The sequence below is a fragment of the Cytophagaceae bacterium ABcell3 genome (assembly GCA_030913385.1).
Lineage (GTDB): Bacteria > Bacteroidota > Bacteroidia > Cytophagales > Cytophagaceae > ABcell3.
The window spans coordinates 859,415-884,612 of record CP133159.1; the positions used below are offsets into that span (position 1 = coordinate 859,415).

Consider the following 25,198-nt stretch of genomic DNA (forward strand, 5'->3'; position numbering starts at 1 on the left):
ATGTTACAAGAAAGGAGGCTTATTGCCCCCCTTCTTTTAGTTTTTCTGCATTCTCAGCTATTCTCAGTTGATCGACAAAATCGCCGACATCTCCATCCATAACGTTAGGAAGGTTGTATACAGTATATCCAATGCGGTGATCTGTAACCCTTCCTTGAGGATAATTATAGGTTCTTATTTTGTCTGAGCGGTCTCCCGAACCAACCATTAGCTTACGCTGGGCTCCAACTTGGTCATTGTGCTTTTGGAGTTCAATTTCATACAGTCTGGAACGAAGCACCTTTAAGGCTTTGTCAAAGTTCTTTATCTGAGACTTCTCGTCCTGGCACTGTACTACCATTCCTGATGGGATGTGTGTAAGGCGGATGGCTGAATAAGTAGTATTTACAGACTGTCCTCCGGGGCCTGAAGAGCAGAAGGTGTCTTTACGTATATCATTCATGTTGATCTCTACATCCACATCTTCCATTTCTGGCAGCACTGCCACAGAAGCGGCAGATGTATGCACCCTTCCTTGGGTTTCTGTAGCAGGAACACGCTGAACCCTGTGTACGCCTGATTCAAACTTCATTTTGCCATAAACATCTTCCCCAGATACATTGGCAATTATTTCCTTATATCCGCCAGAAGTTCCTTCTGTAAAATCGATCAACTCCAAGCGCCAGCCCTGCTTTTCAGCAAACCTTTGGTACATTCTGAAAAGATCTCCGGCAAATATGGCTGCTTCATCGCCACCAGCACCTCCTCGAATTTCCAGAATAACATTTTTGCTGTCATTCGGATCCTTAGGTATAAGCATTTCTTTGAGCTTTGTCTCAAGTTCTTCTTTTTCTTCCGAAAAATTATCAAGCTCTTCTTTGGCAAGCTCCCGGAACTCTGGGTCTTTTTCAGTAGATAGGATTTTTTTTGCATTTTCAATATTCCCCAGAATATTTTTATACCGGTTGTACTCATTGACGATTTTGTCGAGATCTTTATACTCTTTGTTCAAAGCTGAGTACCGTTTCATGTCTGAAACAGCATCAGGTGAAACAATAAGTTCTGAGACTTCTTTAAACCGTTTTTCTATTTCTTTTAATTTATCAAGCATAATCCTCTGTAAAACACAAGTACAAAGATAGTAATTCCCTAAATAGTTTTTTTTTCAGACTGACAATAAATCTTATAAATTTGTGGTTCTGATACAAATGAAGGTTATGAAAAAATTGACTTTTTCTGCTATGGCTATTGCCATGCTCTTTTCGCTATTTAGTTGTGAAGACGGTCAAGATATTGATAAGTCCTCTGTAAAACAGGCAGTAAACGAAAGGAAAATTGTTCGACTTACAGATGCTGAATTCCAAGATTTGGCAAATACTTTAGGAAGGTCTATCGCTGACACTTTGTTTAAGTTTCAAACTTCGGAAGATTCCTTGACGTTTATTACTGACCTTACCAGTTCGGGAGGAATCAAATTAAAAACCATAACCCCTTTTGATCATGCAGACCAAACGCTTTCTGAGGTCGAAACGCAGGTGATGGATGCTTACGAATATAATATAGAAAATAACCTTGAGTTAAGTGCTAATTTGCAAAAAAATAAAGATGTAGGATATCTTTACTCTGCCCCAGTGAGCAATGACAGCACTGCCAAGGTACTTTTTATAGAAATGGATAAGCCAAGTATTATCAAAAAAGGGTATTTAAAACACTAAATTAAGTTTTTGCTTAGCTTTTGCGGTGAGTTGCCATCTGTGGCAATTCGTTTTTTGACTTAGCCATTTTAGGATAAAATCGTATTGCCCCTGATTTTTATTGCCTTTTCCCTATAGTGTGGAAAGCTTTTATATTTAAATAGTAGCTTTTGGGAAAAAGGAGAGGCAATGAAATTATTTTGCTCTATTTCATGTACTATACAAAGGATACATCAAAATTGTATCAAAATCCTTTTGTCCTGAAAAGTCAAGCACATTAAATATAGATTAAATTTACATTCTGTGGTACTTTTGTCTGTTTTTCTTTGCTTAACCTGGGTTATGCGATAGATTTTGTCATGAGGAGCAAAATAACAATAAATCAGCACTTTTGGGTCGCAAAGCATAGCAGCGCTATGGTTAAGACACAAATGTGAGCGAAGCGATTGATTTGAAGTTATTTTGCTACGCAATAGTAAGATCTATTGCATATTTCAGGTTTAAAGTTCAGGATTTTTTGTTTTATTGCAAATATGGATTTCTTAAGTCATCAATGTCTTTTATTAAGAATTTAACTATTTCCCAGAGACTGTTTATCTCCTACCTGTTGATAGGTTTGGTTACAGTGGTCATTATTGGCTCTTTATTCTATATTGCTTTTCGTAATGCTGTGGTAGAAAAGACTTTGAACCAGCTTTCGTCTATCAATATGTTGAAAAAGTCCAGAATTGATGATTTCTTCTTCACCAGGCGTAATCAGCTCTCGCTAATGATGAATGACTCCTCTATGAAAGAAGCATTTTTTTATTTTATAGAAGGCGATCATCTGTCAGAAACTAATGCTTTAAGCACAGATAAACAGCAAAGGAACATCAAGAAACTTCTCAAATCCTTTGATTATGATGATATTAGAATTGTTTCTAAAGAAGGAAAGGCCGTTAATCCACTAGGAGAGAAGGAGTCTGTTCTTGATACGCTTTTAAATTCAGAGGATAAGGCCGTGAAACATTTCTTTGAAGAAGCACACTTGAAAACTACCCGATTTGATGCCAGTATGTATGGCAATCAAAGTGAGACAGAACTGGCCATTGCTTTTCCTTTCAAGTCTGAAACAGGCGCTTATTTAGGAACGGTACTTTTACATAAGAGCTTTGATAAAGTTTCTGAGATATTATTCGAGCGTACCGGAATGGGTACATCGGGAGAATCTTATATAGTGGGTAGGGATATGCGCATGCGGTCGGCGTCTCGGTTTTCTCCATCTAAACCGCCCCTGCACATTACAGTTAACACCCATGCTGTAAAAAGTGCCTTTAGCGGTGTGGAGGGGGAGCACATTTTAGATGACTACAGAGGCGTGGAAGTGTTGAGTGTTTGGCGACGGCTTGATTTGAATGGACTTGACTGGGTCATTATTTCTGAAATCGACATGGAAGAGGCTATGCAGCCTGTACTAAGCATACGTAAATATTTTATTTATGTAAGTGTAGCCATTATTGTGCTTATTATCTGGTTTACTTTAATGATAGCCAATAACCTGACTCATCCTATTCTGGTTTTGAGAGGGGTTATTGAAAAGCTGGCAAAAGGTATACTTCCCAATGACATGCCTGACTCTGTTTATAATGATGAAATCGGTGAAATGACCAAAGCCGTCAACAAGCTTTCTGAGGGAATTAAAAGAACATCAGATTTTGCTAGCCGTATAGGTAACAACGACCTAGATGCTGAGTATGTACCTTTAAGCGATGAAGATGTTTTAGGCCAATCGCTTCTTACCATGAGGGACAGCCTGAAAAAGCTAAAGGAACAGGAAAAGAAACTTAGCCGTCAGAGGTCAGCAGCTCTAATAGAAGGGCAGGAGAATGAAAGGCGCCGCTTTGCCAGAGAGATACATGATGGGTTGGGGCAGATGTTGGTTGCCATCAAGTTTCGTATTGCAGCATTAGAAGAAAGCGGAGAGGCTAAAGATGAGCTAAAGAAACTGCTGAATGATACCATTGAGGAAGTTAGGAGGATTTCTAATAATGTAATGCCTGGGGTATTGTTGGATTTTGGCCTTGAAGCCGGCTTGAACCAGTTGTGCAGCAATATTAAAAGGCTTACCAATATGAACTTACAGTTTAATTATTTGGTAGACGAAACCAGCGGCAATCTTGATTTTGATGTAAAAGTAGGTCTCTATCGAATAGCTCAGGAAGCATTGAACAATTCGATTAAGTATGCCGAAGCAAAGAATGCCGAACTTGAAGTGGTCAATGGCTCAGATTTTGTTATGATGATTATCAAGGACGACGGAAAGGGTTTTGACATGAAAGAATATGCCGATAATAAAGCAAAAATCAGTAATGGCATTAAAAATATGAAAGAAAGAGCCCGTTTAATGAACGGATCTTTTTATATTCAATCCGAAATTAATAAAGGTACCGTTGTAAAGGTTGAAGTTCCTCTTCAAGTAGTTGAAAATGAGGAGAGCCAGTTGATACACGAATAGTTATGGGTAAAATTAAAATTGTATTGGCAGATGACCATCGGTTGGTCAGAGATGGAATTAAGGCTTTATTGGCCAAAAGTTCAGATTTTGTTATAGCCGGAGAGGCTGATGATGGTAAAGAATTATTGGAGCTGCTCAAAAAAGCGAAACCCGATGTGGCGCTTATTGACATTAGTATGCCAAACTTGACAGGTTTGGAAGCAATTCCGCTTATCAAAAAAGATTTTCCAGGGACAAGGATCATACTGCTCACTATGCATGCAGATCCAGACTATATTATCAAAGCCATTCAGTCTGGAACCCATGGATATCTGCTTAAAGATGTGGAACCTGAAGAGCTGCATCTCGCAGTGAAAACTGTCGCTAAGGGTGAGAAATATTTTAATGCTACTATTTCCAATATAATGATTGATAACCTTTCAAGAATTGAGGAAAGTAAGGAAGAGCAAAACTTAAGTCCTCGCGAAATGGAAGTTTTGACTTTGGTGGCTGATGGGCTTAGCACGAAGCTTATTGCAGACAAGCTGAGCATAAGCATAAGAACTGTGGAAACACACAGATTGAATATAATGAAGAAGTTGCAGGTAAATAATACTGCCGAACTGGTGAGAAAAGCACTTGAGAAAAACTTGATTCAATAAATCCATAAGTTTTAGTCTTGAAGGGCACTCTAGCACGGGTGCCTTTTTTCGTTTTGCCCTATGGACTTTTCTGCTGCGTTCCCTCTTGTTGGTGTTTTCACTCCCTCTTGTTGGTGTTTTCACCAACAAGCTTTCAGCAAAGGGCTACACCCAACACTACAGCTACGACAAGGTGGGGTCTGCAGCACACGGCCACGGGCGGGAACTTCACCAGGAACTTCCAATATTTAAGAAACAAGGATATCTTAGGGGATATTATACTACAGAACGATACCGCCAAACCGACCTTGAAGAGTTGAAAGAGAAGATTGGGAAATATCATCCATTACAGTAACTTGAAGGGCGAAAAAAACGTTATCTTGTAACAAATACACTCCCTCTTGTTGGTGTTTTCACCAACAAGCTTCCAGCTACACCCAACACTACAGCTATGACAAGATGGGCAACATTCAGGGCCTGCAGCACATAGCCACGGGCGGAAACTTTACCAGAAACTTTCAATACTCGCCGGAAAAGAATATATTAGAAGACATTACCACAGGGCAGACGGCCTATGGCTTTATACATGATGTAAACGGCAATATCATAAGAGAAGGAGAGTCCCGGCACTTTGCATGGGACTACGCAGACCGGCTGAAGTCCTTTCATGTGCAGGCAGGGGGGGATGACCCAAGCCAGCATGCGCAGTATCTGTATGACAGCGGTGGCAACAGGGTAAAGAAGCTTGTCCGTAAACAGGACGGTTCTTTTAAGAGTACCACATACATAGACGGCATATTTGAGCATACCTCCCTCTTGTTGGTGTTTTCACCAACAAACTTCCAGCTACACCCAACACTACAGCTATGACAAGATGGGCAACATTCAGGGCCTGCAGCACATAGACACGGGCGGAAACTTTACCAGAAACTTTCAATACTCGCCGGAAAAGAATATATTAGAAGACATTACCATAGGGCAGACGGCCTATGGGTTTAACCTGAATTTTGTAATTGTTTTTAATTGTAATATTAGTAGGAAGTATAAATTTCGGGATCAGGAAAGCTTTACTTCGTTTCTTTCGCTGTTGTTGTAAAGGTATGGGTGCGTGATGTCGCCGGTGAGCCGTTTACCCTCTGGCAGAAAACTATTTTCCCACTTGTTGGTGTTTTCACCAACAAGCTTCCTGCACAGGCCTACACTCAGCACTACAGCTTCGTTTCTTTCGCTGTTGTCTTAAAGGTATGGGCGCGTGATACTGCCGGTGAGCCGTTTACCCTCTGGCAGAAAACTATTTATGGCGACAGTGCTGGCCTCAGTCAGCCAGAAACGGACAGCCTGAAGGGCAAACCTTACAAGGTATATGACGAAGCCGGTTATTTTGCTACATAATAGAAACTCTATCGCATGTTTTCAAGTTGAATCATATAAAAGATTTTCGTAGCTTTTGATCTGGTAACAGAACAATTTTCTGTTATATTTATTAATCATTTTTGGGGTCATATTTTTCTAGCAAGCTTGAGAGATGTTATAATTATTGGTGGGGGTGTATCCGGTTTAGTTAATGCATCAATATTGTCTTCCAGTGGGATAGATGTATTGCTCATTGAGAAAAAGTCATATCCTTTTCACAGGGTCTGTGGCGAATATGTTTCTAACGAGGCTGTTCCGTTTTTACGCACTTTAGGGCTTTACCCTGAAGAATTAAATCCCCCAAAAATAGGCCGCCTACTGTTAAGTTCTGCATCAGGGGCTATTATTCAGGAAAAATTGGAGTCAGGTGGTTTTGGGATTACCAGATATAGCTTAGATTTTTTTCTATATCAAAAAGCAAAAGAAAGAGGGGCTGAAATCAGAGAAGGCGTGTCTGTGTTAGATGTTAGTTACAATGATGATCATTTTACAGCTCAGCTTTCTGATGGAACGGTAAAAAAAGCCAAGATTGTCATAGGGTGCTATGGTAAAAGAGCTAACTTGGACAGGACTTTAAGTAGGGATTTTTTTCAAAAGCAATCACCTTATATGGGGGTGAAGTACCATATAAAATTGCCCAACTACCCCAAAGACCTTATTTCTCTTCATAATTTCAGTAAAGGATACTGTGGCATATCTGCTGTAGAGGATGACAAACTTTGCTTCTGTTATCTGACAGATAAAGAAAACATGAAGGGCTTACGCTCCATTAAAGATATGGAAAAAGAAGTACTCAGCCAGAACCCTTTCTTAAGGAAGGTTTTTGCTGATGCTGAGTTCCTTCATAAAAGGCCATATACTATTAATGCCATTTCATTTTCAGATAAAAAAGTAATAGAAAACCATGTTTTAATGTGTGGTGATACCGCAGGTATGATTACGCCTTTATGTGGCAACGGTATGGCAATGGCCATTCATTCTGCCAAAATTCTATCGGAGTTGGTTGTTAAGTTTTTTAATAACGAGATTGACCGGTCTGTTTTAGAAGAAGCCTATGAGCTGGCATGGACGAAACTGTTTTCATCTAGAGTTAAAGCGGGGCGCTTGCTGCAAAAGCTTATGAGCCAGCCGATGCTTTCCAATATATCTGTTGCTCTTCTGAAAAACCTTCCTTACCTACCTTCCTTTGTTATAAAACAAACTCACGGGAAGCCTTTCTAGGCAAAAGAAACTATAGGGGCAAACAAACAAGGACAGAAACTCCACTTTTCTATACTCTTATATTTGTTCAAATACTTCTAAATTAAAATTTTAGTGTTTTCAGCCTTCCGTTGTTATAGTTCAAAATCAGAGTAATACTTGATCAAAATACTTTTGACTCGTTCATCATGATAATAAGCTTCATCAAACAAAATTTCTGGTAAATCCGGCATGGTAAAGTTTCGTGGTAAATCCCATGTATGGTACACGATGTGGTTTTGCAGAAGGGGTTCCAGATGTTCTTTGACAAATGGAAATAGGCCAGCGTCAAAAGAAACAGCAGAAACATTTTGTTTGTGAACCTGGTTTGCTATCATTTTGGCTTCCTTAATCATAGCAGGTTTGTCATAATCCATGACATGTGTCGGCAGGTAAAAAGAGGTATGAAACCCTTCGTCTGCCAGTAATGAAAAATCTTCTGAACCGATACTCGATTCCACGATCGCTTTACTTTTAATATTGAATTGTTCATCCAACAAATTCAACTGCTTCACTACAGCTTGGAGGTTATCGCTGTTCAGGTTCTTCAAGTCAAGCCATATTTTTTTAAGGTTATCTACATTGCAATGTTCGAGGAAATACTTTAGGCTTATACCTGACAAAGAGTTGTCGTCATGGCCAATTTCAAAGTAAGTGCTATCGTTGTTTTGTCTAAAGATTATGTCTATTTCAAAACTGTTATGTCCATTGTACAGTATGTTGTTTAATTTACCGATCGTGTTTACCCTGTGCGGATAAACCCGCGAAAGCTGTCCTAAAGAATCTAAAAACCTTGTGTTCTTATGTTGATAATAGTAATAATTGTCTTCCTTGTTATATGGCAGGTGGCCATGTAAGGTAAAGCATTGATCAATAGGAAGTCGATAGTCTGGGCTAAATACATCATGTTTGCTGGTGTATCGATCTGATGCGACCCCTGTCATGCCTATTAGCCCATCATAAAGAAGGTCATTGGTAAATAGCTTTTGGCGATTATTAATAAAAGCTTCATATTTCTCTTTATAGGTATTTTTGTAACCGTCGGAAAACCAGCCCAGCATGGGGATTTGTACCATAGACCATGTAAACACATCTGCATTATGCCCTTTGTTTTGTAACACATCTTCCGAGTGGTCAGAAAAATATAACAATGCTGACGTTTTGTCGTATTCCTTTACTGCTTTTATGGCTTCTGACACCACAAAATCATTGTACAATACACTATTGTCGTAAGCGTTAACTGCTTTTTTCTTATAAGGCTCTGGGCCAAACATGTGCCTTTCCAATGGCCCAGAAAATTTTTCATAATCACTGCTGTAGCGTTTTTCGTAACTTCCGTGGTTGCCCATTAGGTGAAGAAACACCACAGTGTTTTTGTTGATGCCATTCTTTATAATTTCCTTTAACTTTACGACTAGTTCATTGTCTAGTACCATCGCGTCAGCGACCATTCCTATGTTAAGGTTGAAGTTATATCTGTGGTCTGCGGCCTCTGCAAGCGCAGAAATAGGGTTGTCCCATGCTCCATAAGCTAATTGATTGGTGAGCCAGTAGGTTTCAAAACCTGCTACATTCAATACTTCAAGAGCAGACAGAGATGTATAAAAGTCGTTTTTGTTTATTTGGTTGGTCTCAGTAAGTGACTGCGTAAGGACTTGAACTGTGTGCGTATGGCTCGAGACGGCTTGGTCGTATTTGATTATAGCGTTATCTTTATAAAGGCTATCCAAGCTTGGGGTAGTATTGCGATGATAGCCATATAAACTCATGTGGTTCTTGTTTAAAGATTCGCCTATCACTATTACATAAAGTTCCTTATCGTCATTTTTTGATGCAGTAAAATCAATCTCTCCTGATTTCCTATTTGCCATTTCAGCTTTAAAAATTTCTACCTCTTTTTGGTAATCGTTGATAGAAGATGTTAGAAGGGTTGGGATTTCCAGGTGTTTAAATACATTTAAGTTAATGGCTAGAAACAGCCCTATGACAATTTTGAAAAACATGCCATTGTCAATGGCTTTTCTTTTCTGAAACTCCAACCTTATTAAAAGAACCAATAGGGCAACCAGTATGGCCCCAACTAAAAATAAGTATCCCAAGTATCCATACATAGCGATATACTCGATGGCTTCTTGCAAATTTGTTTGATAGATAGCATAAAGTGGTCCAGACTTTAGCGGTACCGAATATGTTGTTTGGTAGGCAATAAAAATTGAAGCAATTAATGCTGTTGTAATAATTACTACCCAAGTTAAGAGCGAAGGTACAAGCTTCAAGTATTTGCCTGTAGTGTCATAAATTAATATGAACATGAAGGCCAAAGACCAGGAAATTAGTGTATAGTACCAAAGTTCAGTATGAGCAACAGGGGTAAAATTCGTATAAGTAGCATGTACAAACAGCCAACATAAAACAGCAGAAATCCATGCCAAAAGGCTGTATTTTAAATATTTTAGTAAAGCATGAAAGGCTCCCCAGACAATGGCATTGAAAAGAACAAGGGCTATAATAAGGTCTGTAATATACATGCCCGCTAAAATTGTCCCTAAGGTAAAAACAGCAGTTTCGATGAGAGACTTTAATGAAAGCCGTGGCTTTTCTCTAAATATTGTTAAATATAGCTGGCTTTGAAAAAATTTGATAAGGACCAGCGCTACAACGATTATGAGCAATACACCTTCAAAAGTCATCTTATGGGATTTCGATCTAAACTGATATTTTATAAACAAAGATAAGCCAATTTGTAATTATAAAAGAATATTTATGCAGTTTGTCGAATTGGAGCTTTTGATAGCGGTTCGTTACTTGTTGCGATCTGCTTTGTTTTTTTAAAGGAATCGTCCCTTCCTGTTTTATAAAAACTAAATAAAAGGAAATCTATTAATCTTTCATTGGGTACGTTAATTAATGGTGTTTAATTGCAAGTTGTTGGTTGATAGATTTATTGTTTAATTTTATAATTATGAAAGTCAAAGTAAAGCAGCCTTCAACTATGGAAAGTATACGTATACTTGTATTAATAATATATTTTATCCCTCTATTTGTTGCTTTTTATGTATGTGAATGGCAAGTAGTGGTAGCTTTTATTATTGGTGTTTGGGTTGTTCCTCCTGTACTCTTTGCTTTGTCTGAAGGTGCGTCATACTTGATTCATGGGGAATTTACTGTTGGCTTAAATGATATTTTCAGTTTAGGTATGATATTTTCCTTAGTTGGGATGTTTATATATTTTGTAGCAATACTGCCGCTCTATTATGTATTGCAGACGTTAGATTATTCAATTTACCTTACTTTTCCGAGTGCCATATTCTTAGTAATGCTGATTTTGTTTACTCTGTTGGCTACGCAGTCACTGGGTGTTTTAGGGCTAGCAGTAGTGCTATTCTGTAGTATTGTGCATTCTTTGATGATTTTATGGATAATAGATATGTTAAAAGCATTGACTTAAAACAATAAACTCTGTGATTAAAACTGCTTTCGGGCAGTTTAATACCCAAAGCGATCTGGTCTATCATTGCTTCTCAATCAATAAACTCGTAAATTAGTGATTGTCCGAAAGTTTTTCGGTAAAAGTATTTGAGAATGATAAATAAAACAAATCGTGTATGGTAAAGTCATGTTTTGCGACAGTAATAATCTTATTCTTATTTACCGGCTTTTTACAGGCACAGAGCACCACCCTCTCCAGTGGAGGAGAAGCCTCGGGAGATCATGGGAGTCTTAGTTATTCAGTAGGGCAGCCTGTTTTTAGTTATACCTCCAATAGTTCTGGGTCACTATCGGAAGGGGTGCAGCAAGCATATGAGATTGACATTGTTTCAGGAGTAGACTTGCCCATTGAGCTAGAAGCAACCATTTACCCTAATCCTACCACTGACTATATCAACCTGAGGGTTGAGGACGAGTCTTTTGAGAATTTGAGTTTTACTCTAACGGATGTTCAAGGGAAAACTTTGTTAAATGATGAAGTTACAGATAAAGAGTCCAGCATTCCCATGGCTAACCATAATAGTGGAATATATTTTCTCCGGGTGATAAGGGATAATGAGGAAATAAAGCTTTTTAAAATAATAAAAAATTAACGTATGGTAAGAGTTTTTACACTCGTAGCTTTTACAGTTGTTACTTGTTTTAATTTGTTTGCGCAAGCACCGAAGCAGTTTAGTTACCAAGCAGTAATAAGAAATGAAGCCAATGAGCCTCTAAAAGAAAAGGAAGTTGGTATAAGATTAAGTATACTAGCAGGAAGCCCTGAAGGTGATGCTGTATTTGAAGAAACGCATCAAATATACACAAACGAAGCGGGTCTCATCAGTCTGCATATTGGTGCAGGTGATATTGTTTCCGGTGAATTGGCATCTATTGAATGGCATGATGGGACATATTTTATCAAGACAGAAGCAGACCCTGATGGGGGATCGGACTATGACATAGTGGGCGTTAGCCAATTGCTCAGTGTTCCTTATGCGATTTACTCTGATAAATCGGATCATGCAAACAATGCCAAGAAATCAGAAGAGGCAGAGCATGCCGCGCACGCTGACCATGCTGCAGAGTCTGATGTGGCGACTAGGGCAGACACTGCAAGGTATGCGGCAAATGCAGATACATCGGCTCTGGCTGACACGGCTAATTATGCAGGTACAGCCGGAAAGTTAGTTATGAGGAGCCCGTCCGGTGAGGAGTTTCAGATTTCTATCAATGAAGAAGGGAATCTGCTTGTGCATTCTGAAGTTGAGGATATCGAAGGTAATAAATACAAAGCGATAAAGATTGGCAGTCAGATTTGGATGGCAGAGAATCTTAGGACTTCTACTTATAATAACGGTGATGAAATTTCAGAAATACGCGACCAGGAAATATGGGGCAGTTTGACCGCAGGGGCTTGGTGCTACTATGACAATGATGAAGAATACAACGAACCTTATGGAAAGCTTTATAATTGGTATGCAGTCGACAGCGACCGGGGATTGTGCCCAGATGGTTGGCGTATGCCTTCAGAAGAAGACTGGGAACAGTTGTTTAAAGCTACCGGGGGAATGGAAACAGCGGATGAAAGAACGGAAACTTTTTATATGCTTGCAAGCAAAAAAGATTGGGAATTTAGCAATGGCAGGAATACCTCGGGATTCAATGGTTATCCTGCAGGTTTAAGAAATGCCAATAGGTTTTTTAATTTTGGAATTAACAGTTCTTATTGGACTTCCACAGAAGTAGACGAAGAAGAAGCTAGAAGTAGTGACTTGATTAGTGAACAAATGATTCTTCCCGCTCCAGGTGGAGCTATCATTATTACAGAAGTCTCATTGGACGATCGGTTGAAAGTGTTAGGCCGTTCTGTTCGGTGCATTAAAGAGCAGTAAAATTTGTTTTTAAAGAGGGGCTTTTTTTACCCCTCTTTTTTTTCTTTTTGAACCCAAAGAACCCTTAATTTGTATCTCATATAAAAGAAAAATGAGACACAAATCCCCTTTTTATATCTGCATATCTTTTCGCTAGAGCTATATTTGATTTCAAATATGATTTAGGGCGTTTTTGCCCTCATGGAACATCTTCATTTTTAACTTGTATTATGCATTAGATTTCGTTATGAGGGCCAAAGAACAAAGAGTCAGCGCATTTGGTTATCAAAGCGTAGTGGTTCTATGGTTAAAAACCAAATGCGAGCGAAGCGTTTGATTTGAAGTTGTTTTGCCACGCAATAGAAAGTTCTAATGCATATTTTCAGGTTTAATTCATGTAATAAAAACAAAACAGGAGCCTTATTTCTTTTTTATTTAAGAAAAGAACCATAAAAACCAAAGGACATAAAAACGATAAAAAACATATTTCGTAGGGCAGGCAAGGTGCTGATGTTTATTATACTTGCAATGATTACCCTTTTGTTGGGGGTATATATTGCCATTAGGATCCCTCAGGTTCAGCAGTATGCATTAGGGCATATTAACAGCTTTTTACAGAAGGAGCTGGAAACAAATATTAACATCGGGGAAATGAAGTTGGATCCGCTCCGTCAGCTAGTTTTACAAAATGTGTATATAGAAGACCAGGCCGGCGATACACTATTTTACAGTAGAAGACTTCGTGTGGATTTTGATATACTTCCTCTTTTAGATAAAAAGGTCAATTTAGAGATTGCTGAACTCAATGGAGCTGTAACTAATATTTACCGGCATCAGGAAGAGGAAGGGTTTAATTATCAGTTTATTGTAGACTATTTTGCATCGGATGAGCCAGCAGAGCCATCGGATTGGGTGTTTCAGGCTGAAGCATTGTTGCTGAAAAACCTCAAACTCGATTATTTAGATCAGCCAAGCGGAGTAGAGGTAAACGGGCATACCCAAAGAGTTTTGGTTAATATAGACGACCTAGGGTTGGAGAACAACCACCTTGTTGTAAGCTATGCCGCTCTCCATAGGTTTGATGTAACTTTAAACCAGCTAGAGGGAGAAAGGTCTCCAAAAACTACCCAGGTGCCAGACACTTCAGGTACAGACGATTTTTTTATTACGATAGATGTTATTGACCTGACCCAATCTGCTTTTGCCTATAATGACTTTAATGAAGATCCTGTGGCAGAAGGCATGGACTTTAATAGATTGTCTGTGATGGATATCTCAGGAGCCTTTAAAAATATTGCCTTACATGGCGATTCCATTAAGGGCGAGCTTAAGAAACTTTCATTGCAGGAGAAGAGTGGGTTTGTGCTTAATGATCTTTCTCTTTTACTAACAATGGATGCGCCAGGTTTGGATGTTAAAGTGACTCAATTATCTACGCCTCATTCGCACTTAGATAGCTTGGTTCATGTGCAAATTCCGGAGTTGTCTACTATAGGAGAGCAAATTTCAGAGCTAAAAACTTATGCAGATTTTGGGCAGACAACTATTTCCCTAAAGGATATATGGTATTTTGCCCCAGATTTAGAAATCCCGGACGAACTACAAGGGACGGATATTCAATTGACTGGTAGGCTGCGAGGGAATGTGGGTGACTTGACTTTTAATGATTTTAGCATTGGCCTTGACCAGGCACGGTTGGCAGGGAATCTTAAAGTTTCGGGTCTTCCTGAATATGAAACAGCGCATATTGACCTTCATGTCAAAGAAGGACTCGTGCGGCAAAAGTTCCTTGGTGGTTTTCTCCCGCCTGACGAGGAGTTGCCTGTAAACATTCGTGCCCTCGGAACTATTACCACAAGTGGGCGTATTGCTGGTCAACTTCATGATGTATCGGCAAAACTGCAAACTCATACAGCTCTTGGTTTTATAGGTACAGATATTAAGGCTAAAACAGATAAGGATTTTAATTTAAAATCACATTCAGGAACTGTACAGGTAAAACGGTTCCAAACTGGCAGGTTGCTTCAAACAGAAGAAGTAGGGACTGTTACGGCATCGTTGGCATTTATAGGTTTTGGCAATGACATTAGAAGCTTTGATGCTGAGGTTAAGTCTGCGTTTTTTAACAATTACACCTATCAGAACGTGAAAGCAGCCGGTAGTTTTGTAAACCAACAGTTAACAGCAGACATAGTTACAGCGGACCCTAACCTTCAAACAGATTTTTCCGCAAAAGTAGATATGCGTTCCCCTCAGATGCATTATGTCATAAATGGTGATTTTCAACATGTCAATTTACACGAGTTAAAGCTAAGTGAAGATACCTTTTGTTTAAGCGCTGGTATATATGCGGATTTGAAGGGGACTGATATTGATGATATTGTCGGCGAGGCACATGTAAAAAACTTTCGTGTTGAGAACCCCAAACTGCAGTATACCCTTGAATCTGTTGTTGTATTATCTGAGCTGAACAATGGCAGGAGGAACTTAACGCTTGCTTCGCCTATTTTAGATGCTTCTTTACGTGGAGACTTTAGCTATTCTGACATACCTGCCGCGGCAGCGTATTTTGTTAGTAGCTATACGTCTGCCATTAGTGCGCCAGAAGCAAAAGTACACTCCTTAAACTTTGATATATCTGTAAGAAATATTTCTGATTTGCTAGAGGTTTTTGCGCCAGATGTTGAGCAATTTGATACGTTGCATGTTGCAGGTACTTTACGTGGGGATGCCCATGCTTTGACAATGAAAGCTTTCGTAGGAGAGTTTGTTTATAATGGTCAGCAGGTCAATAAGCTATTGTTAGATGTCGACGGAGGTAGGGACAGCCTGCATTTTCACGTGCGCAGCGATGTCTACAATACAGGTTCATTTGCCATTAGCGACCCTAGTGTTAATGGCAGCTTATTTAATGATAGTTTATTTGTTAATGTTAAAGCCAATCACCAAGGTGAAGACAATAGCATTGATATAGATGCGCTTCTTACGCATAGGTTAGATACTTTTAAAGCAACCATGCCTCGTGCCATTATTACTTTGGGTGGGAATAACTGGAAATTGGAGCCAAACAATACAATATTGTATGCAGAGGAATATCTCGCCATCAATGACTTAGTAATGTCTCATGCAGATCAAAAGCTGGCAATTAATACCCGGAGGAAAAAGAATATGTCCGATCTGGTCAGCGTGCAGATGGAAAAAATAAAAATTGAAGGCCTGGCAGAGCTTTTAGATATTCAGGAATATGACCTTCGAGGGCAAATCAATGGGGATGTAAGTATTATAAACCCTTTAGCAGGACTAGGTGCCAATGCAAATTTAACCATGGACAGTGTGTTTGTGGGTAGTGAACCTGTCGGCACTATTACGCTTCATGCAGATAAACTGGAAAATAAAGGTAGAGTCGATACGGATCTTACGGTTAAAGGCCATGGAAACGATGCCAGGGTTTCTGGATATCTTGATGGTGGAACGGCGCCTGCATCTATTGATTTTGCCGTCAGTATTAGAGAGTTTGCTATTGCGCGCTTGCAACCATTTTTAAAAGATATATTCTTTGCCATGGAGGGGAACATGGAGGCAAATCTAAAGATTAAAGGTACTGTCGATCATCCTGGTATCACAGGAAACGTCCTGTTTAAAGATCGGAATATGCTTGGTTTGACCATGACGCAAACCAATTACAAAGTCACAGACCAAGAAATCATATTTAACAAAGAATCTATAGAATTTAAGGACTTTACGCTAAAAGATATGCGTGACAGGTCTGCCTTGGTCAATGGACTTATACGCCATAAAAACTTTGAAGATATTTTTATGGATGTCAAATTTACGGCAGACCAGTTTGAATTAATAGATAGCCCCCGGAGATCTGATGCATTGTTTTTTGGCAAATTGATCGCTACCGTTAAAATGGGAGTTAAAGGCCCAATAGATGACATGGACATAGACTTGGGGCTAACTACAGAAAAGGGGACGGATTTACATCTTCAACTTTTAGCAGATCAAAATGTAATACGGCCTCAGTATATAGTTTTTAAAGGTGAAACGGATGCCGAAGGGGTCCAGCGTTCTCTTTTACCTGGCTCAGATCAGCGCGAAGACCGGCAAGCGCCTGCTCTGGATATCGCGAGGTATAATTTCCGTAGCCGGATTACCTTAACACCAGAGGCTTCTTTTACTATTGTTGTAGACCCAGCTAATGGAGATAAGGTCACCGCTAGGGGAGAAGGGGACTTGCAGCTAAGTATGGATGAAGACCAAAACATTAACCTTTTTGGTTCTATGGCCATCAAAGAGGGTATTTACTCCATGTCTTTTCTTAATGTTATAAACCGGGAGTTTCGTGTGAGGTCGGGCAGTACTATTAGTTGGGCGGGAGACCCTGAGGATCCTAATCTTAATATTACCGCATTGTATGAGACCAGGGCTGCGCGAATAGACCTAGTTCCTGATATGATAGATATGATGTCGCCAGAAGAAGTAAGGGCTGCAAGACGGAACTTGCCCGTTAGGGTAGCCATGACCATGACTGGTGACCTTAGTGAACCTCGTATAGGTTTTGATATAGAGATCCCCGAAGCTACAGCGGCAGCAGATGCGGCTGTTGTCAATCAGCGGGTAGAGCAGATCCGAAACGACGAAACTGAGCTTAATAAGCAAGTATTTGGCTTGGTAGTCCTCAATAGATTTATTTATGATGGAGCTGGCTCTACTGATACCGGAGAGGAAAGTGTGCTCCTTGGACAAGCAGGTCAAAGTGTCAGCAGGATATTGAACAAGCAGCTAGAGAACCTCAGTGACCAGTTTTTGGGAGGCGTAGAACTCGAAGTGAATGTGCAGTCGCTTGACCAAAGAGAAGGGCCTTTTGCACAGAATATCGAATTACAGGCTTCCCGTCAGATTTCCCAAAGGGTAACAGTGACCGCGGGTGGAACTGTAAATGTAGGAACTCCCGAACGGTCAGGGCAATTTGCAGGGGATTATGCTGTCTTATATAGAATTAATGAATCAGGCAATGTCAATATACGGTTTTTTAGAACCAGTCAACACAATTTATATACAGACAATCTCAATACCCGCACAGGTGTTTCTATAAACCACCATAAGGATTTTGATTCAATTAGGGATTTATGGCCTTGGTAGTTTAAGAAGAATGCAAAGCTAGTAAGGGTAAATGGGTGTGAAATGCCATTTTTTTGGTCAAGCTGCCCTTGAACAGTTTGTCAAGTAAGCTTTTTTTGCGTGTTGCCATAACCAATAAGTCAGGATGGTTTTCTTCCACATATTTGTTAATGCCATGCAAAACATCTTTGTCACTGACTATTTCTACTTTTATACTGGCATAGTTTACCTGTTCAGCAACTTTCGACTTCAATTCTTCTTTTATTTTATCGTTTTGAATATCTCCATCTTCTAAAACACTCACTAGTTTGGCTTCTGCATCAAAGCTCAAAGCAAGTTTTACAAGATAAGACAGCGGTTCACAGTCTGGGTTATTATGGTCTACAGCATAAGCCATGTTTTTAAAAGGCCTATACTTAGCATCTTCAGGAATGGCCAATACAGGACATTCTGCTTTCGCAATCACATCACCGGTTATACTTCCCAATACGATTTCTTTGATCCCTGAAGCCCCTTTGGTTCCCATTACTATCATGTCTATATACTGTTCATCTAGCAGGTTTATGATATTTTCAACGGTAAACCCTCTACGAACCACTATCATAGAACTTAAATCAGGAAACTTTTTTTGAATTGACTGCTGCATCTGCTGAAGCTTCTTTTTAGCCTCTTTCTCGGCAAGGTCTACCTGTTTCTCCATTTCTTCCAGCGGTACATCGGTTCTGATGACAGGCATATGAAAAGAGTGAAACAACAGAAGAGAAGCTTTGTATCTGTCTGCCAATTGTACAGCATATTCCATCGCATTTTCAGCATTAACAGAAAAATCTGTAGGGAAAAGGATAGTCCTGATCTTCATAACCTAGTTTTTAAAAAATGACTCTATTACTAAACTGTAATTGCAAAGATAAGTTAAGAATAATATTGTTATAATTTATCAGTTATTCTAAGTAAAAAGTTAAAAAAAGCTGTGCGTAGCATGGTCTAATTTTTACTTTCTTACTACTTGGGAAGTAGTGGACGGAAAAACCTGTTTGCAGTATATCTTTTAGTCGAGAGTTATACTTATATTTGTGATTCATTTAAACGTCTTTAAGTAACCGGAGTCATGTAATTCTTTTTTTGACATAATTTTTATAGTGGCTTTGCAGCCTTGAATTACACTATACACTTCGGGAAACTACTGCCTTTCTGAGCGGAATTTCCTGTTTTTAATCATTGAATTTTATGAGTCTTTCACAGAAATACGGGAGGACTTATCATTATTCCTTTTCGCCTGGCACGACCAGTGATGACCGGATCAGGTTTGACTATTGGGAAGATATGTCCTCTATAAAAGAAGTAATACATACAGAAAAATTAGATGGTGAAAATACCTGCCTAAATAAGTATGGCGTATTTGCCAGATCGCATGTTGCTCCGACTGCTCACCCATGGGCGGGCTACTTAAAGCAAAAATGGGAGATAATTAAATATGACCTTGGTGATTTAGAGTTTTTTGGCGAAAACCTATATGCTATTCATTCAATACGATACATAGAATTGCCGGAACATTTTTTTGTATTTGGAATACGGGAAAAAGACCGTTGGCTCTCATGGGAAGAGACTTGCTTTTATTCCTCTTTGCTTGACTTCCCGGTGGTGCCTGTGTTAAAAAAGGTTTGCCCTTTAGATCGAAAAGCGTTTGAAAACGAAATACTTGCATTGGTTAAAAAGCCTGGGGTTTTCGGTACAGAAGATGTTGTGACTGAGTCTCCATGTACAATGGAAGGAATTGTAACTAGAAATATGGGTGGTTACAGCACCAGTAGCTTTATGCATAATGTTTTCAAGTACGTTAGAAAAGGGCATGTTAAAACTACGGAGCATTGGGCAAGAAATTGGAAACGAGCTCCATTAAACTGGGAAAAAAGTAGGTAGCTATGTGGAAAATATTTGAAAACTATGAATGGGAGCAGCTAAAGAATGAGTTTAGCTGGATTCGAGATATGGAAGGAGTGCCTCAAGACCCTGTTTTTCATGCAGAGGGGGATGTTGAAGTTCATACACAAATGGTTGTTAAATCACTTTTGGAGCTGGATGAATACAGACAGCTCAATGAACAAGATAAGCATATTTTGTGCGCCGCAGCCCTTTTGCATGATGTTGAAAAAAGGTCTGTAACCGTTGTGGAACCGGATAACCGGGTAACCTCCAAGGGGCATGCAAAAAAAGGGGCATTTACAACAAGGGCTATTCTTTATGCAGAAATGGGCGCACCTTTTTATATAAGGGAGGCGGTTGTTAAACTGGTAAGGTATCATGGACTTCCGTTGTGGGTGTTTGAAAAAGAAGATGCCGCAAAGGCCGTAATTGCTACCAGTCTGGAAGTAAATACTTGGCACTTGTATATATTGGCTAAAGCGGATGTATTGGGAAGGATTTGTCCCGATAAAAAGGATTTGCTATACAGGCTTGACTTGTTCAAAGAGCTATGCCATGAGCAAGATTGCTTGGGAAAACCAAAGCAGTTTCCTGATGGGCTTTCTAGGTTTTACTATTTTACCCGAAAAGAAAGTGTTCCGGATTTTGTTCCGTATGATGAGACAAAATTTGAAGTTACCATGCTTTCAGCCCTTCCAGGTTCGGGGAAAGATACTTATGTTAGCCAAAACTTCACCGCAGACTTTCCAGTAGTTTCTTTGGACAACATCAGGAGAAGACTAAACATAGCCCCTGATGATACCAAGGGCAATGGCCGAGTGGTACAGGAAGCTAAAGAGCAGGCCAGGGGGCTTATGAGAAAAAGGCAATCTTTTATTTGGAACGCCACCAATATCACTAGAGCTATGCGTGAACAACTTATTGGCCTGTTCACTTCTTATGGTGGAAAGGTAAAAATTGTGTACCTGGAGGTGCCATACCAAACCCTTTTGAAGCAGAATTCAAACAGGGAGTACAATGTACCCTCTGAAATATTGCATAAAATGATCAGAAAGCTTGAGGTTCCGTCGCTTTCTGAGGCACATGAAGTTGATTATGTTATCAGGGAGTGATTTAACATGTAGCAAAATGACCTCAAACCAGGTGCTTCGGTCATATTCGGGTCGTCGCAATCCATAGCGCTGCTATATTTTGCGACCTTAAAATGCTGATTTGATGTTATTTTGCTCTTTATGATGAAGTTTATCGCATAATTCAGGTTTAAGCTCAGGAGGATTTCCAGCTTTTACTACGTGTCTTTTGCTATTATCACTTATATAAGCTTGTAGAACTATATGTACATTGTCCATATAAAAAATTCATTCTATAATCTCCACCGCTGGGCCTTTTCTGATCATCTTAATTTTCTCTCTGGAAGTAATGAGCGGAAAAGTGCCCGATATATATCAGTTCTCGGTTCAGACCTCCGAAGCTGGTGGTTATTTCGGTGATATGGTGCCAGTTATTTCGGAGGATATAGTGCCACTTTCCAGTACAAGATTACGAATATAATTTCTCTAGTTCAAGTTTTGTTTTTTACGCAATGATTCACCTTGCAAGTCTAACCTGTGAGAGGAGTAGACAACACGGTCTAAAATAGCATCAGCAATGGTTCCTTCACCTATTAGTTCATGCCATTTACTTACTGGTATTTGAGAACAAAATATGGTAGAAGCTCTCTGATGCCTTTCTTCTATAAGATCTAAAAGTATTTGTCTATCAAACTGATCCATTGCATGTAGCCCAAAGTCATCAAGGATTAAAAGAGGCGTTTTATGCAACTGATTCAAAAGCTTAATGTATGTACCGTTTAATTTGGCTAGTTTAGCTTGATCAAAGAACCTTGCGGCTATATAATAGCGGGTTTTATATAACATTTGACAAGCATGATTTCCAATAGCTTGGGCGATGTAACTCTTTCCTACACCTGTAGGGCCTGTAGCAATGATGTTCTCTTTGTTCTTTATAAAGTTTAAGGTAAAGAGCCGCTGTAAAAAAGTTTTATCAAGGCTTCTATTGCTTTGGTAATCAATATTGTTTGCAGAAGCATCCGTTCTAAAACCGGCCAGTTTGATTAGCCTGGCGATCTTTTTTCTTTGGCGTTCTTCCCATTCATTATCAACAAGCAAGGTCATGAATTCATCCGTGCTCATGTCTTTATACAGGTTCTCGGTTATGGCTTGATGATATAGGGTTGCCATAGACGAAAGTTGCATCTGCCGAAGTTTTTCTACTGTGTTGTGTTGGTTCATTTATGTATTGTTTTGATGTTAAATAGTTTATATGTAGTTAGAAGCTCCCCTGATATTATCATGGTCAGGCGTGTTACTTTGGAGGTTGCAGGTAAAATTTGCCTCTTGGTCCAAGTTGTTTTTCAGTATTCGATCAATAGTCTTGTAGCTGGCCTTATGGTACTGCAAGGCTCGTTTACAAGCACTTTCTAGTCTTTCTGCAGAGTAAGCCTTCAAGAATGACAAAATGCCTTGTGCTTGTTTATAGGCTAGCTCAGGATAATTGTATTGGCTGATTAACCTGGTAATATAATCACAGGTATACCTGCCGACTTTTTCAGCTTTTTGGATAAAGTACTCCGGATTCCAATCGTTATAAGCCTGATGGCTAGAAGGTAGATGCTCTTTTACAGTGCTATACCCGCCTGCCTTATAACTTCTTCTATGGGAGGCAACGCGTTCTTTATTGAAGAATACCTCAACATTACAAGCGTCATATTGAACTTCGACATGTTGACCTATATACCGGTGAGGAACACTGTAATAGTTTCTGTCTTCACTTAAAAAGACATGGCCAATCTTCTGAACCTTAGCTCTTTTATAGTTTTTTATCAGGTATGGGGACGAAGGCAAAGGAGCCAAGAACTCCTTTTCGATTTCCTGAAAACGCTGCTTTCGGGTCACCCTACTGGTTTGAAAACAGTATTTGTCATTGTAGCTAATTAATTGTTCAGCAATGGCATCATTGAGCTCTTTGAGGCTAAAAAAGGTGTGTTTTGATAAAGGGTAATAAATCCTTTGATAAACGAGCTTTACAGCTCCTTCTACCAGGGCTTTATCTTGTGGATGATATGGCCTTGTGGGGTCTATTACGCATTTATAGTGCAAGGCGAGTGATTTGAGTGTTTTATTAATCACCGGAGCATATTTATGCCCTTTGCTAACTGCCGCTTTCAAGTTGTCTGACACAATAGCTTTAGGTACTCCTCCAAGCCATTGCAAGCATCCATTGAGACAGGAGATGAAATCTTCCCTTTTTTGACTTTCAACCGCCTGAACATAGGTATATTGACTGCAGGGAAGGATTGCTACGAATACTTCAGCTCCTTTTACTTCACCGGTGCTTCGGTCAACATAGCTGAGTTTTTTACCTGCAAAATCCACATAAAGCTTCTCTGCTGCCTTATGTATTAATATTCCACTACCATTCTTTGCATTGCTCCACTGGTTGTAATAAGTGACAAATTGTGTATAGCGGTAACCATCAGCATGTTTACTGAGATATTCATGCCAAAGTACCTGCAAGGTACAGCCGGGCTTATTAAGCTCTTTTTGGAAATAAGGAAAGCATTTAATTAGCTGCTCGTAGCGAGTGCTATCTTTATAGTCCGCTTTAGGGAAGAGGTCGGCCAAATCAGTCTCAGTAAGCCCTTCAAGGTCTTCAATGCTGAGCTGGTGCTCTTTGAAGGTTTTAAAATAGGAATTGACCGTATTGCGGCTAATTCCAAGGGCAGAGGCAATCTGACGATTGCTCATTCCTTTTTTCTTTAATTGAATTATTTGAAGTATTTCCATAATGTCCAATCGTTGACCTGCCATTGCTTTTTATGGCAAGACTAATAAGTATTATGGAAAGTGGCACAATGATCTCCGAAACAATGCTCAAGGGCTAGCTATAAACTGGCACAATGACGTCCGAAATGGGTGGCACAACATGGCCCGAAATGGGTGGCACAATGATCTCCGAATTATCCAAAGCTGGAAAGGAAAGGGTAAAAAATAAACTGGACGGGTTGCGGGATTGTTAGAATAGAAATCTTTTGAAAGAGAATATCAAAAAGTAAAAAAGAAAATAGGAGATCATCAACTTAAACACGCTGATGATCTCCTATTTATGATATTAAAAGACTCTGGTTTTGTGCAGTGTACTAGTCTCCATAAATTTCATAATCAATTACTTCTACACCATCTTTTTGCAAAAGTGCAGATTTAATTAATTCAGCTTTCCGTTGCTTGTCTTCAAAGGTATTTCCTTTTACTACATTACAACTAACAATTATAGGATATCCCTCCTTTAATCCTTTTCTTGGATATGCCGAATAACCATGATCTATAAGACTACTTATAGATAAGCCACACATATCACCAAAATAAGTAAAATCTCCTTCTTCATCATCATAAGGCTCTATACCCCTGTTATCTTCTAGTTTAATATTGAGACTTTTCTCAAGGTGATTGGCTATATATTCAATATTATTATTGATATACCCAAATTTCATATTTATAAATTTATTCACCTACTTTGGACAACTAAGTTTATAGCTTTTCCCTTTACTCCTAACAGCATCCTCATTTTCAAATATTCTAAAATTAACATCTCTGCCAAAACGGTTGGATAATGATTCTGCCAGGTCGCCAAATCCTAGCTTTTTCATATCTTCTACACCCAATGGCATGGAGTAACCTCTACCAGCTTTTCCTAAATCTAATGACTGACCCTTTTTAAGCAACTCAGGATTACTTATTGCAACATCAAAATCACTAACTCTTCCAACATCAAATGGAACTCCTGATCTAAAACTTTTACCTGTAACGGAGCTTCCTTGCATAAAAATATCAGAATTTTTAAAACCTCTTCGTGCTAAAGTCGCCTTAATTTGCGATCCAAATTGATTTAGTTGTCCAAAACTTTTAAAACCATGTATTGGAGATGGTGATAATCCTGAGGTATCTAGAACAAAATTACTATCCTTCACATACCCATAAATAGTCGGATTTCCTCCCTCCAACCTAATCGGATCCTGGCTCACATACATCGCCTCGTCAGGGGCGTAGTAGCGGAAGCGGTTGTAATACAACCCCGTCTCCACATCGTGGTACTGCCTCCCGAATGCTACGCTTCGGGACAGACTTGAAACCAGAAAGTTATAAACCCGACCTCCCCTTCACAATTTTTGACATTTCCGGCCACCTACGTTCTTTTCAAACTTACCCCTCTGGAAGTAATGAGCGGAAAAATGCGCGATAAACATCAGTTCTCGGTTCAGATCGCCGAAGCTGGCAAGGAAAGGATAAAAAATAAACCGGAAAGGGTTGCGGG

General features: G+C 39.4%; 20 protein-coding genes. 13 read left to right on the top strand and 7 right to left on the bottom strand.

All coding sequences use genetic code 11. The features are described from left to right. Positions 1-19: 19 nt before the first annotated feature. On the bottom strand, positions 20-1,090 hold the full coding sequence (gene prfA, locus RCC89_03700; protein WMJ72272.1) for a peptide chain release factor 1: 1,071 nt from the start codon (positions 1,088-1,090) through the stop codon (positions 20-22). 106 nt (positions 1,091-1,196) lie between these two features. On the opposite strand from prfA, the gene RCC89_03705 reads away from it, so the two are divergent. The 7 genes from RCC89_03705 (at position 1,197) to RCC89_03735 (ending at position 7,421) form a co-directional block, all read left to right on the top strand. Continuing rightward, positions 1,197-1,694 carry a hypothetical protein gene (locus RCC89_03705; GenBank protein WMJ72273.1) on the top strand — a complete coding sequence of 166 codons (498 nt, stop codon included), beginning with the start codon at positions 1,197-1,199 and terminating at the stop codon, positions 1,692-1,694. Between the two features lie 412 nt (positions 1,695-2,106). Then, positions 2,107-4,167, top strand: a complete 2,061-nt coding sequence (locus RCC89_03710) for a histidine kinase (protein WMJ72274.1) — start codon at positions 2,107-2,109, stop codon at positions 4,165-4,167. Positions 4,168-4,169: 2 nt separating this feature from the next. Then, positions 4,170-4,808, top strand: coding sequence for a response regulator transcription factor (locus tag RCC89_03715; GenBank protein WMJ72275.1), 639 nt, complete (start codon positions 4,170-4,172; stop codon positions 4,806-4,808). A gap of 438 nt (positions 4,809-5,246) precedes the next feature. Next, entirely contained in the window at positions 5,247-5,657 is a 411-nt protein-coding gene (locus tag RCC89_03720; GenBank protein WMJ72276.1) for a hypothetical protein, read from the top strand. A gap of 4 nt (positions 5,658-5,661) precedes the next feature. After that, positions 5,662-5,883 (top strand): hypothetical protein, encoded by a 222-nt coding sequence (locus RCC89_03725; GenBank protein ID WMJ72277.1) that lies wholly within the window; start codon positions 5,662-5,664, stop codon positions 5,881-5,883. Between the two features lie 8 nt (positions 5,884-5,891). Then, entirely contained in the window at positions 5,892-6,179 is a 288-nt protein-coding gene (locus RCC89_03730; GenBank protein WMJ72278.1) for a hypothetical protein, read from the top strand. A 126-nt stretch (positions 6,180-6,305) separates the two neighbouring features. Further along, positions 6,306-7,421, top strand: coding sequence for an NAD(P)/FAD-dependent oxidoreductase (locus RCC89_03735; protein ID WMJ72279.1), 1,116 nt, complete (start codon positions 6,306-6,308; stop codon positions 7,419-7,421). A 113-nt stretch (positions 7,422-7,534) separates the two neighbouring features. Here RCC89_03735 and RCC89_03740 read toward each other — a convergent pair whose 3' ends face one another. Next, on the bottom strand, positions 7,535-10,129 hold the full coding sequence (locus RCC89_03740; protein ID WMJ72280.1) for a phosphoethanolamine transferase: 2,595 nt from the start codon (positions 10,127-10,129) through the stop codon (positions 7,535-7,537). 302 nt (positions 10,130-10,431) lie between these two features. Here RCC89_03740 and RCC89_03745 point away from each other — a divergent pair, with 302 nt between their 5' ends. From RCC89_03745 to RCC89_03760, 4 genes are all read left to right on the top strand, one after another. Continuing rightward, positions 10,432-10,887 (top strand): hypothetical protein, encoded by a 456-nt coding sequence (locus RCC89_03745; GenBank protein ID WMJ72281.1) that lies wholly within the window; start codon positions 10,432-10,434, stop codon positions 10,885-10,887. 157 nt (positions 10,888-11,044) lie between these two features. Then, entirely contained in the window at positions 11,045-11,521 is a 477-nt protein-coding gene (locus RCC89_03750) for a T9SS type A sorting domain-containing protein (protein ID WMJ72282.1), read from the top strand. A 3-nt stretch (positions 11,522-11,524) separates the two neighbouring features. Then, positions 11,525-12,802, top strand: coding sequence for a fibrobacter succinogenes major paralogous domain-containing protein (locus tag RCC89_03755; protein WMJ72283.1), 1,278 nt, complete (start codon positions 11,525-11,527; stop codon positions 12,800-12,802). Positions 12,803-13,291: 489 nt separating this feature from the next. Continuing rightward, positions 13,292-17,926 carry a translocation/assembly module TamB domain-containing protein gene (locus RCC89_03760; GenBank protein ID WMJ72284.1) on the top strand — a complete coding sequence of 1,545 codons (4,635 nt, stop codon included), beginning with the start codon at positions 13,292-13,294 and terminating at the stop codon, positions 17,924-17,926. Between the two features lies 1 nt (position 17,927). On the opposite strand, the gene RCC89_03765 is transcribed toward RCC89_03760, so the two are convergent. Next, positions 17,928-18,764: a universal stress protein gene (locus RCC89_03765; protein WMJ72285.1), complete on the bottom strand. Its 837-nt coding sequence runs from the start codon at positions 18,762-18,764 to the stop codon at positions 17,928-17,930. Between the two features lie 368 nt (positions 18,765-19,132). On the opposite strand from RCC89_03765, the gene RCC89_03770 reads away from it, so the two are divergent. Next, entirely contained in the window at positions 19,133-19,825 is a 693-nt protein-coding gene (locus tag RCC89_03770; GenBank protein ID WMJ72286.1) for an RNA ligase family protein, read from the top strand. A 2-nt stretch (positions 19,826-19,827) separates the two neighbouring features. Next, positions 19,828-20,940: an AAA family ATPase gene (locus RCC89_03775; protein WMJ72287.1), complete on the top strand. Its 1,113-nt coding sequence runs from the start codon at positions 19,828-19,830 to the stop codon at positions 20,938-20,940. Between the two features lie 444 nt (positions 20,941-21,384). On the opposite strand, the gene istB is transcribed toward RCC89_03775, so the two are convergent. From istB to RCC89_03795, 4 genes are all read right to left on the bottom strand, one after another. Next, a complete protein-coding gene (istB, locus tag RCC89_03780) occupies positions 21,385-22,119 on the bottom strand; it encodes an IS21-like element helper ATPase IstB (protein WMJ72288.1) in 735 nt (244 codons plus the stop codon). 27 nt (positions 22,120-22,146) lie between these two features. Further along, positions 22,147-23,697, bottom strand: a complete 1,551-nt coding sequence (gene istA / locus RCC89_03785) for an IS21 family transposase (protein WMJ72289.1) — start codon at positions 23,695-23,697, stop codon at positions 22,147-22,149. A gap of 329 nt (positions 23,698-24,026) precedes the next feature. Continuing rightward, positions 24,027-24,377 (bottom strand): hypothetical protein, encoded by a 351-nt coding sequence (locus RCC89_03790; protein WMJ72290.1) that lies wholly within the window; start codon positions 24,375-24,377, stop codon positions 24,027-24,029. 18 nt (positions 24,378-24,395) lie between these two features. Next, positions 24,396-25,019 carry an RHS repeat-associated core domain-containing protein gene (locus RCC89_03795; protein ID WMJ75636.1) on the bottom strand — a complete coding sequence of 208 codons (624 nt, stop codon included), beginning with the start codon at positions 25,017-25,019 and terminating at the stop codon, positions 24,396-24,398. Between the last annotated feature and the right edge of the window lie 179 nt (positions 25,020-25,198).